This window comes from Microcystis sp. LE19-10.1B (genome assembly GCF_027530565.1).
Taxonomy (GTDB): Bacteria; Cyanobacteriota; Cyanobacteriia; order Cyanobacteriales; family Microcystaceae; genus Microcystis; species Microcystis aeruginosa.
In genome coordinates this window covers 1-10,803 of the sequence record NZ_JAPZQM010000717.1, presented here as the reverse complement: position 1 = coordinate 10,803, position 10,803 = coordinate 1, and the positions used below count along the sequence as shown (strand labels likewise).

Genomic DNA, 10,803 nt, shown 5'->3' with positions numbered 1-10,803 from the left:
TGTGCCTTTTCCTTCATATAATGGTTTGTCTTTAATCACCATGACATCAGGATAAGTATAAAAGCGATATCTTGGCATCCATAACCGTACATCACTCATAAAAGCCCAATAATCTTGATTGTTAATCTTAGTCGGAAAATTTTTATAAAAATTACCAGCAATCAGATTATGATTGATTGTTGCTCCCGTCATAGGAATAATATCTCCATCTAGATATTCATTTTTGTATTCTGCTGTTTCTTCTAGCTGACAGTATTCTTCAGGTGTGTAATAGCGTTTTTCGATTTGAACTTGCATACTAACCTCCCTTATCTTGGTTAAATTGCCATTCAATAGCAACTTTAATATTAGCTTGTGCTGAATCTTTTGTCAGCAAAGGAATCACCGTTTTACCCTCAACTTGTAACCCAAATTCTAAAGTAACTTTACTGGGTGGATTGGATCGGGAAATCATGATAAGCTCATCTAAAAATATAGCAAATTATACAGACATCTAAGACAAGTAATAGAGTGTAGGCAAGGGACATGAGCCTTTCTTGTCTGAATCTGGCTGCTAATCTAAGAATAAGCGGTTTAAATGCGTCTTAGCTTATTAGCATTTCTTGTCTAATTCCCTGTTTCCGCCGAAAAGCGATCACTAGTTGTCCAATTTAACTTGACTCGAGTGTATAACAGCCATTTCCCCACACAGATCCCTAGAGAGCGTTTCTCATAAAGATGAAGTATAAGCTAATTCGCTATCGACGATCGACTCCCACCTGAGCATTAAGATAACTGTTATCAGAACGTAGGTTGGGTTTCATGCTTCAACCCAACGCCAGATCATGTTGCGCTACCGCTAACCCATCCTACAAATAATTGTGCCTCCCTACTTATCAGTAATTATCGGAAAATAAATTCCCATACCTATTTTCTCGTGGCACAATAGAGACAAAGTATAAAAAACTTAACAATAAGGAGGGGTTCGATGGTTGCTACACCAGTCAAAACAAAACGTCTCACCGTGCAGGTGGCCGATCTCACCGCAGACACTACCGCTATTCGTTCCCTCGATTGGGATCGCGATCGCTTCGATATTGAATTCGGATTACAAAACGGTACGACTTATAACTCCTATCTGATTCGTGGGGAAAAAATCGCCCTTGTGGATACCTCTCACGAAAAATTCCGTCAACTATATTTTGATAGTCTCAACGGATTAATTAACCCCCAAGAAATCGATTATTTAATTATCAGTCATACTGAACCTGATCACAGTGGGTTAGTCAGAGATATATTGCAACTCGCTCCCAATATTACCGTCGTTGGGTCGAAAGTGGCAATTCAGTTTTTAGAGAATTTAGTTCATCATCCCTTTCAACGTCAACTGGTCAAAAATGGCGATCAGTTAGACCTAGGCAATGGTCACATTCTCGAATTTGTTAACGCTCCTAATTTACACTGGCCCGATACTATTTTTACCTACGATCACGGTTCGGGAATTTTATTTACCTGTGATGCCTTCGGAATGCACTACTGTTCCGATGATCTCTACGATGAGCAATTAAGTGCTATTGAACCGGATTATCGCTTCTATTATGAATGTTTAATGGCTCCTAATGCTCGTTCGGTACTAGCGGCGATGAAACGGATGGAACCCCTAGGTAATATTAATCTCGTGGCTAATGGTCATGGACCGTTATTAAAACATAATGTTACTGAATTATTGACCCGTTATCGTGATTGGAGTCAGGCACAAACTAAGGCAGAAAAAACCGTCGCTGTCTTCTATATTTCCGACTATGGTTATAGCGATCGCCTCTGTCAATCGATTGCCAAAGGTATTACTAAAACTGGTTTGGCTGTAGAAACTTTAGACCTGAAATCCGCCGATCCCCAAGAGGTAAAAGAATTAGCTTCTTCTGCGGTGGGAATCGTCATCGGTACTCCCCCCGTTTCTGGTATTCATGCCCAAGAAATTACGGGGAATCTAGGCACAATTCTCGCCTCGGTTAACCCCAAACAATATATCGGAATGTTTGAATCTCAAGGGGGTGATGATGAATCAATTTTACCTCTATTTAATAAGTTTCGTGAAGTTGGTTTAACCAAAGCTTTTGATCCCATTCGTAGCGCAGAAACTCCTAACGAGAGTCTCTATCAACGCTGTGAAGAAGCGGGGACAGACATGGGACAACTATTAACACAAGAGGTAAAAGTTAAACAAAGAAAATCCCTCGATACTGACCTTGATAAAGCCATCGGACGGATTAGCGGAGGTTTATATATTATTACCACCAAGAAAGGAGACAGAAGCGGTGCAATGGTCGCTTCTTGGGTGACGCAAGCAAGTTTTGATCCTCCCGGTTTTACCGTTGCTGTGGCCAAAGATCGGGCGATCGAGTCTTTAATGCAAGTGGGGGATCAATTCATTTTAAATATTCTGGAAGAAGGCAATTATCAAACCCTGATGAAACACTTTTTAAAACGTTTCGGACCTGGGGAAGATCGTTTTGCAGGAGTCGATACTCACACCGCTAATAATGGTTCCCCAATTTTAGCCGATGCTCTCGCTTATTTAGAATGTGAGGTCGCTAGTCGCATGGAATGTGCTGACCACTGGATTGTTTACAATAAAGTCACCGATGGTCGCGTTTCTAAACCTGATAGTTTAACAGCTGTTCACCATCGCAAAGTCGGTAATTATTATTAGGATTTTTGCTTGATTTGACTGGTTGAGAAAATACAGATCAAGATGCTTGCTCTCAGCTTTTGAGATGGTTTAACCTCTCAACCAGTTAGTCATACTAAATCCGTTAAGTATAGGCTACATATCAGGATAGGCAATAGGCAATAGGCAAAAGGAGCAATAGATAATCATTTTTTAATAACCAGATTTAGTATCACATCTGATCACTGATTACTTACCCACTGATAACTGATAACTGAGACTAAATCCGTTGATTATAGGCTACATATCAGGATAGCCGAACGGGAAAATGGGAATAGATAATCAGTCTTTAATAACCGAATTTAGTACCAGACGCTTCATGAACTGGAAGTAAAAAAATTGTAGGGTTAATTCATGAATTAACCCTACACATCGTTTCCATTCAGGCGCTTCACAAATTGGAAGCAAGTTTCAAACATTGTTGGATTTGCTAATCGTGCCTAAGTTTCCATTCAGACGCTTCAGGAATTGGGTAGAGTCATAAACTCTAGTTAACAAAAGTCCAGCGTCCTTCCACCTGACCGTCAAGGAGTTGATGAGTACTTAAATATTCTTCAAGAACACCTTGGCTTGAAGTAGTAACAACTTTAGCGTTAGCTATTTCTTCAGGCGTGAGATTCAAACTCTTCAGCGAATTTTGATAATGATAATCTTGCACGCAGATTACATATAAACGATCAGCCTCTACAGGTTGTTCATTAATACTGAAAGATTCAATTGCTTTCTTAGTATTGTTATAAACTACTCGAACACCTTTGCTGATTTGATAACATTGACTTTCCCCAGGCTTTCTGTTTTCTGGGCGCAGAAAATGGGTAAATACCTTTGTCAGTTGCGCTCCAGTAACTTTAATTTTATAAAGAGAACCATCATACGGATAAACCTTCTTAAGATCTTCAAGAGTGACCACAGGCCCTAATTCTTTACCTCGTATGGAACCACTACCGACAAGCACGACATCAATCGTATCTATTTCTAAGAAGATATCAGCGATTAAATTACCTAACTCAGTTTCTTGTTCGCGCACGGGATGAGTCAATTGACGATTTAAACGGCTAACAATACGATTGTACTTGCGATCTACTTGTTCTTTGTAGGTATTGATAAAATTTTGCAAATCTACGTCAGGACTAGCTACCTGATCATTAATAGGAATAAGTTCCCATTTCCATTCGACAATGCTGTTCGTATCGTCGTCTACTGTAATATCGAAACGTCCGATCTGATCAGTCCCAACGGCGGCCTGGGTGATTAAAATGTTGTTTACTTGGGCAGGCTGTTCTAAAAGTGTATGAGAATGTCCACCAATGATCATGTCCACCCCCCACTCAGGGTCTAACATAGCCGCTAACTTTTGATCCTCTTCAAAACCAATGTGAGTTAGGAGAATTGTCAAATCAATATCTTCATTTTTGTAGGTATTACAGATCTTACCAACTTCAGCCGCTGCATCTTCTAGTCCAACAAATGTACCAATGCTTTTGTCCAGCTTTAAGGCACTAAGAACCTCTTCGGTGACAATACCAATGAACATAACATCAAATCCATCTACATTGAGGATGATATAGGGGTTCATCAACCTTTTACCGTACTTTTTAATGTACAAGTTGGCATTAACAATAGGAAAGTTTGCCATTTTTTCTAAGAAGAGCAAATGAGGAAAGCCATAGTCTAATTCGTGGTTTCCTAAAGTCACTACATTAGGTGCTAGGTAATTCATGATTTCCATGGTTGATAAGCCTTTAAATTCGGTATCAATCATCGAACCTTGAAGCATATCACCTGAAATAACATAAAGTGTATTTTTTTCCGTTTGACGCACTTGATTGATATAACCAGAAAGCAATGATAACCCGCCGATCAAACCACCTTGTCCAGTTTTAGCCTCCGCTAAAAAGTCGCCGTGCATATCATTGGAATGTAAAATCGTAAACTTTTTGAGTTTTGTTGTAGTTTCAACCATGAGTCTCTCCAGTAGTTTGAGTTGATTAAATGAAAGAGATAGTTTGATTTGGGTACTGCGAACGGTTTAAAGCTTGGCTTTCTGAATACCGTCAGAAGCTTGGTCTGTGATTTCTTCTAGCCGATCCAGAAAAAGTTCAGCTTTTAGCAGTTTAGGCTCTTCGGTTTGTGTTATGCAATGGAGGGGGGTTATAAAGGATAAAACCCTTACACAGAAAGACATTGCTTCGATTTATGCCCCCTGATCGAATCATGCCAAGTAACGAAGAGCCACAGCCCATAATATAGCATGACTTGCGCCAATGTAAAAACAGGGTGAGAGCATCACTGAGGAGTTCGGGATAGTGACAGTATTCACACTGGAACCTAGCGCGTTGTCGAACAATATGGTGGAGCGATTTAGGAATGACCATTTACTCTGGCGGCAATGACAGCGTTGATGTAGCTGAAAATTTGGTCGAGTTCGCCAATCGCTTCTAGCTCAAGGACTTCCTCCGGGGTGAGATCATCAGCTTTTTTCTTGTCAAGAAGCGTCTGCATCCGATCGCCCAGTTCATCTGTAAATTTGAATAGGGTGAGATTATTAATCTGTTGTACCCGCAATCCTTTGGGAATCAGGCTAGAGGGTTTGACAAGAACGCTCATGGTTGTGGCTGAACGTAAAGATTTTTCGATCCTAACAAATAGTTCCCGTGAAATAAATGAAAGTATTGCCCTGACACCATTCTACACCCCATTTTCTGAGGGGGGGTTAAATTATCTCCGACAAATAAAAATTATTCTCAATAAGTCAGATTATCAAGCCCCGAACTCCAGAAGTAGAAGGGCATCCGAGGGGGTCAACGAGAGAATACTGATAACTGATAACTGATAACTGTTCCTATGGACTAATACCCGCAGATTTAAGGGTCTTGTCCATTAAAATTACATGGGTACTGCTTTCCTGTCCCTCATTGTCAGCACGACGCTGAATATAACTGCCATCGGATTGTAATTCCCATGCTTGTCGGTTATCTGACAACATAATGCCGAGAATTTCTTCCAGTTCCTTGGCGATCGCTGGTTCATCGATGGGTGTCACTGCTTCCACGCGACGAGTCAGGTTCCGCGTCATCCAATCGGCGCTACCAATATACACCTCCTCCTGACCATCATTGTAAAAGTAAAAAATGCGGGAATGTTCCAAAAAGCGGCCGATAATGCTAATTACTCGGATATTTTCGCTCACTTCCGGCAATCCGGGCCGTAAACAACAGATCCCACGAATAATTAAGTCAATCTGCACACCGGCACGAGAAGCGGCGTATAAAGCTTCTATAATCGGTTTATCGACAATAGAGTTCATTTTTGCCACAATGCGCCCCGTACCGCCATTTTTACAGTTTTTGGCCTCGCGATCGATCATTGCTAACATCCGTTTTCGCAAACTCACCGGAGCAATTAAAAGTTTGCGATAGGATTGCTGACGGGAGTATCCGGTCAGAAAGTTAAATAAATCGGTGATATCTGCCCCCAAATCCTCACGACAGCTAAGTAAACCCAAATCAGTGTATAATTTAGCCGTTTTTGGGTTATAATTGCCCGTGCCAATATGGAAATAACGACGGATTTTATCCCCTTCCTTTCTGACCACGAGAACCACTTTCGTATGGGTTTTTAGACCAACTAAGCCATAAACAACGTGAACTCCGGCTTGTTCGAGCTTTTTCGCCCAAGTAATGTTATTTTCCTCATCAAAGCGTGCTTTTAGTTCCACTAACGCCGCTACCTGTTTACCATTTTCCGCCGCTGCAATCAGGGAATTGACAATCGGGGAATCTCCGGAAGTACGATACAAAGTCATTTTAATCGCTAAAACATGGGCATCATGGGCAGCCTGGGCGATAAACTGTTGTACTGAGGCACTAAAGGAATGGTAAGGGTGATGAACGAGAATATCGTTATTGCGAATTAAAGTAAAAATATCTTCGCCATCCTGTTCTAGGATACCGTCTTCGTTACCGTCAACTATTTCTCGCAATCCCTGTAAAACTGGTGGGGTGACAGGATTCCAAGGGGGATCTTTCAGTTCGGGACAGGGTAAGGACAGAAAATAAAATAAATCTTTGTGTCCCAGCAGTCCATCCACATCGTAAACATCGATCTCCTCAAGTCCCAGATCGCGCATGATCCGGTCTTTAATATTGCTAGGGGTAGAACTGTGAATTTCCAGACGTACTGCCGATTTACCGATGCGGCGCTTGCGTACTTCTTCCTCGATCGCTAATAATAAATCATCGGCCTCATCTTCTTCGACGGAGATATCGGCATTGCGCGTCACCCGAAAAGGATAACATTCTTGGATGATCATGCCGGGGAAAAGTGCCTCTAAATTGTGCATTACCACCTGTTCCAGAGGCACTCCCGTCCAAATCGAAGCTTTTCCATCTTGGTGGCGTAATTCTTTGGATAATGCCAGAAAACGGGGGAAAACCTGCGGCACTTTCACCCTGGCAAATAGTTCTTTATCGGTGTCGGGATCGCGAACGACTACGGCTAAATTGAGACTAAGATTAGAAATATAGGGAAAAGGATGACTAGGATCCACCGCTAGGGGAGTTAAAACGGGGAAAATATTTTGTTCAAAGTAATCGTGGAGATAATTGCGCTGTTCTTGATGTAAATCTACATAGTTAATCAGATGAATTCCCTGTTCCACTAAGAGGTTTTTTAGGGTGTGTTCAAAAAGACGATCCTGCTGTTGTACAAGGGGACGCAGACGTTTACTGATCTCGGTTAGCTGTTCTGAGGCAGTCCGGCCATCGGCACTTAAAACGGCTACATTTGCCTCTACCTGTTGTTTAAGCACTGCCACCCGTACCATAAAAAATTCGTCGAGATTGGCACAAAAAATGGCGGTAAATTTTAATCTTTCTAGTAGGGGAGTCCGAGGATCAAGTGCCTCATAAAGCACGCGACGATTAAATTCTAACCAGCTTAATTCTCGGTTAAAGTAATATTGCGAATCTTTAAGATCGATTTCAGAAGTTACGGTAGAAGCTTTAGCCATAGAGTCTAATACCTAAATAATAGATTAAACAGTTAGTAAGAAGCCACTCAAGTCTAAATTTGACTATTTTTGGCGTTTTTTTAGGCTACATTGCCCCAGATTAACCAAAGTTACCCCGATTATCTTGGATGCTAGTCCTACTGATTCTAGCCTGACTGGGGAAAAAATCAATTTATTAACAGGTTAAGAAATCAGTCCCGACAGATCAAGGTTAAATTAATCTTTCAGTGAAATTAGAGTGCCAGGAAGAACAATAGGCATAATTTGCTGAGAATATTGTCTTTAAAGCCCAGCTTTGATTATAACACAAAGTCGAGCCGATCTGACTTGTTAAATATAAGTACCTGGTTATAATTAAATTAAAAATGGATTTTAGGTTCGATCCCCCCTGCCCCCCTTGATAAGGGGGGTGCCGATAGGCGGGGGGATCTGACAACTTTTAACGCCCACCTACTTATCATCTCCAAGTTCAGGCAATAATCCGAATCAGAATATTTGATAAGGATGATGATTAGATTGCCAATTAATCATTAGTGTATATATTTGTGTTTGATAAAAATAAGATAACTCATAAGCTAATCTTAACTCTCTTTCCAAGTCTTCTTTTTTAACATCATTAGCATTCCATGTACCTAAAACCTTCCAGAGTGCGATCGCTAAAATACTGATAAAATCGTGTCCACAACATAGCTGCCACGGATCGTGATTTTCATCGCTAATTACCGATAAATCCTGTTTAATTTGCTGTTCGTCTAAGGACAGTTTCTGAGAATGATTTTTGATACTTCTAATTAATTTGTCAATATCTATTGACAGATTCAGATTCTTTTTGTCAATAAACTTACTAAAATTTAATCCTTCAAACTTTAAATTCAACTCATTTCTAAGAGATAGCAATCTTAATTTACCAATTTCCTGACCTAACTTTAGTAAAGTTTCTCTAATATCTTTGGAAAAAGCTGCAATTTTTTCTTCACTTCCTCGTTCTTTTAATAATTTATCGAAAGCAGCAGATTTAATTAACATCATTTCCAAATCATGTTCATCGGTTAAAAAGAGATGATTACTGTCGGGAATTTGCTGTTCTATTCTCGAAAAATCCGCATCTATAACAGCAACAACTCGGCAAAAATTTTCTTTTTCTAAGATGGATAATGCTTTGATAGCATTATTTTTATTAGAGGCAATTGTGATCCTAACCTCTTGCTTGTTTACTAATCGCTCATAAATAAGTTTATCGCTATGACCTTCAACAATTAAAAAAACTCCCTCATGATCGCTGCGTAGTAAACGAATGCTATTAGCAATTCTGTCAGGTGTTATCTGTTCTCTCATCTTTGCTTTTTTGCTTTGGTTTCTCTAATTCAACTGTCAAATCCCAACGATCATTAATAATATCAGGAGAATGGGTAGCCATCAAAATATCTAACCCGGAAAGTTTCGTGATTTCCTGTAAGTCTTTTAAAAATTCCTGCTGCCATGAAATATGAAGTGACATTTCTGGTTTATCAATTAAGATCAAAGTATTAGGTTTAACTTTAAATAACAATTCATATAAAATTACTAATTCGTGCTGTTCCCCAGAAGATAAATCTGTTGGCGATAAAACCTCCCCTTCCTGGGTAGTGAAGATAAACCCTTTGCTTTGATCAATAGTAACACTTTTGAAAGAATATTTTTTATTAATTATATTTTTAAATAGCTCTACTTTAGGATAAATGTCATTGAATACATTGAGCTTTTTATATACATCCTCAATATAAACCGATAATAACTTTCTGGTGCTATCATCAATACTATCTTTAACTTGGAAGTTAGAATCTTCATCTTTTTTCAATAGTCCTGCACTAATTAATTGATTTCTTTCGCTTTCAAGTTGATCAATTTTTTCCCTTAGTTCATCATCGGTCAATGATGCCTTTTTTTGTACAACTCTCGCTGGAAAGGTTCGGTCTAAAGTTTGAGATAGTTGTCCATACTCTGCTAATTTAGTTTGAATATTTTCTGCTAAATCTTCAGAATAGCTGGCCACAGAGTACAATGTCATCGGCATCCTTATAGTTCTGCCATTTTTGGCACTATTGGAAATATCTAATAGACGTTGTGATTCAATAAAACGAACATTAATAGAGTCTATAATTTTCTTTAACCAATCAGGATATTCTTTCTGGAATTGCTTGGGTAAATATTCTCCAAATCGTTCATAAATATCTTCTAAATCCATAATTTCTTTTGTGGGGGTATAGAGCCATTTTTCTGATCCAACTCTATCTAAATCGGGTATGAAATCATCTATCATGCTGAGAGGGAAAGAAATTGTTTTCCCGTCTAGTAAATTAGGAGAAAAAGTCAGTTTTTCTTTTTGATCGGAGGAAGTAAAATTAAAATTAATCTTTGGTCTTACATTACTTTTTTTATTCTTACTGGTGGAAGCTTTGACAACATCCACAAAGCTGTTATCGTCAAAAATTATAGTAAATTTTTGAAAAGGAATAGCCCTTATATCTGAATACTTTAAGTTAAAAAAGCCATTGACTAATCGCAGTATTGAGGTTTTCCCAAAGCCATTTTTACCATGAATAATAGTTATTCTTTCCTCCATATTGAGATTAATTGTATGGTCAAATATGCCAAAAAGATGCTTAACTGTAATTTGTTTAATTCTCATAATTTCCCGGGAGCAAGCGATTAAACTTAGACGCACTCTACTACTCATAACTTGAGAGGATCGAGGCGTTGAAGCTAGAAATTTTGGCAGACGTTTTCAAAAAACGCCTATAGACACTGTATTATACCAAATCCCTTTTAAATAGTATGATTAACTCCCGATCGAACTTTAACAGCCCACTTCCCATTCTCCTAGCCGCTACTTAGGGTTTGCGGCAAAAAGCTTTTCGGTGGTGGCAGGGTGTGGGGTGTGGGGTGTGGGGTGTGGGGTTTTATCGATTTTCAGGTGGTCAACTACCTAATTTTCAGGGAAAAAGTCCAGGAATTTTCCCCCCGATCCCCGCAATGGCTGGCACTTTTTGAGGGGAAAAAAGTCCAAAAGTCTTATCCAACAAGGTTTTTAGATTTATTCAGC

Annotated in this window: 8 protein-coding genes; 1 reads left to right on the top strand and 7 read right to left on the bottom strand. The window is 39.4% G+C overall.

The features are described 5' to 3' along the window. Positions 1–297 (bottom strand): Uma2 family endonuclease (locus O9332_RS25445; protein WP_271987681.1); only part of this gene is annotated, 297 nt, incomplete at its 3' end. A gap of 1 nt (position 298) precedes the next feature. Then, positions 299–454 (bottom strand): CU044_2847 family protein, encoded by a 156-nt coding sequence (locus O9332_RS25440; RefSeq protein ID WP_002762885.1) that lies wholly within the window; start codon positions 452–454, stop codon positions 299–301. Between the two features lie 513 nt (positions 455–967). Here O9332_RS25440 and O9332_RS25435 point away from each other — a divergent pair. Then, on the top strand, positions 968–2,692 hold the full coding sequence (locus tag O9332_RS25435) for a diflavin flavoprotein (RefSeq protein WP_002762886.1): 1,725 nt from the start codon (positions 968–970) through the stop codon (positions 2,690–2,692). Positions 2,693–3,197: 505 nt separating this feature from the next. On the opposite strand, the gene O9332_RS25430 is transcribed toward O9332_RS25435, so the two are convergent. The 5 genes from O9332_RS25430 to O9332_RS25410 form a co-directional block, all read right to left on the bottom strand. Then, on the bottom strand, positions 3,198–4,673 hold the full coding sequence (locus O9332_RS25430) for a bifunctional metallophosphatase/5'-nucleotidase (RefSeq protein ID WP_002762888.1): 1,476 nt from the start codon (positions 4,671–4,673) through the stop codon (positions 3,198–3,200). A 398-nt stretch (positions 4,674–5,071) separates the two neighbouring features. Next, positions 5,072–5,317, bottom strand: a complete 246-nt coding sequence (locus tag O9332_RS25425) for a hypothetical protein (RefSeq protein ID WP_002762890.1) — start codon at positions 5,315–5,317, stop codon at positions 5,072–5,074. A gap of 235 nt (positions 5,318–5,552) precedes the next feature. After that, positions 5,553–7,721 (bottom strand): polyphosphate kinase 1, encoded by a 2,169-nt coding sequence (gene ppk1 / locus O9332_RS25420; protein WP_288027863.1) that lies wholly within the window; start codon positions 7,719–7,721, stop codon positions 5,553–5,555. Between the two features lie 486 nt (positions 7,722–8,207). Next, positions 8,208–9,056, bottom strand: coding sequence for a DUF4435 domain-containing protein (locus O9332_RS25415; RefSeq protein WP_002762894.1), 849 nt, complete (start codon positions 9,054–9,056; stop codon positions 8,208–8,210). Continuing rightward, positions 9,034–10,389 (bottom strand): AAA family ATPase, encoded by a 1,356-nt coding sequence (locus tag O9332_RS25410; RefSeq protein ID WP_288027860.1) that lies wholly within the window; start codon positions 10,387–10,389, stop codon positions 9,034–9,036. The genes O9332_RS25415 and O9332_RS25410 overlap by 23 nt, the downstream gene beginning before the upstream one ends. Positions 10,390–10,803 lie beyond the last annotated feature (414 nt).

Coding starts and splice junctions, on each gene's coding strand:
- O9332_RS25410 (WP_288027860.1), bottom strand. CDS start 10,389: ATGAGAATTAAACAAATTACAGTTAAGCATCTTTTTGGCATATTTGAC.
- ppk1 (WP_288027863.1), bottom strand. CDS start 7,721: ATGGCTAAAGCTTCTACCGTAACTTCTGAAATCGATCTTAAAGATTCG.
- O9332_RS25440 (WP_002762885.1), bottom strand. CDS start 454: ATGATTTCCCGATCCAATCCACCCAGTAAAGTTACTTTAGAATTTGGG.
- O9332_RS25425 (WP_002762890.1), bottom strand. CDS start 5,317: ATGAGCGTTCTTGTCAAACCCTCTAGCCTGATTCCCAAAGGATTGCGG.
- O9332_RS25430 (WP_002762888.1), bottom strand. CDS start 4,673: ATGGTTGAAACTACAACAAAACTCAAAAAGTTTACGATTTTACATTCC.
- O9332_RS25435 (WP_002762886.1), top strand. CDS start 968: ATGGTTGCTACACCAGTCAAAACAAAACGTCTCACCGTGCAGGTGGCC.
- O9332_RS25415 (WP_002762894.1), bottom strand. CDS start 9,056: ATGAGAGAACAGATAACACCTGACAGAATTGCTAATAGCATTCGTTTA.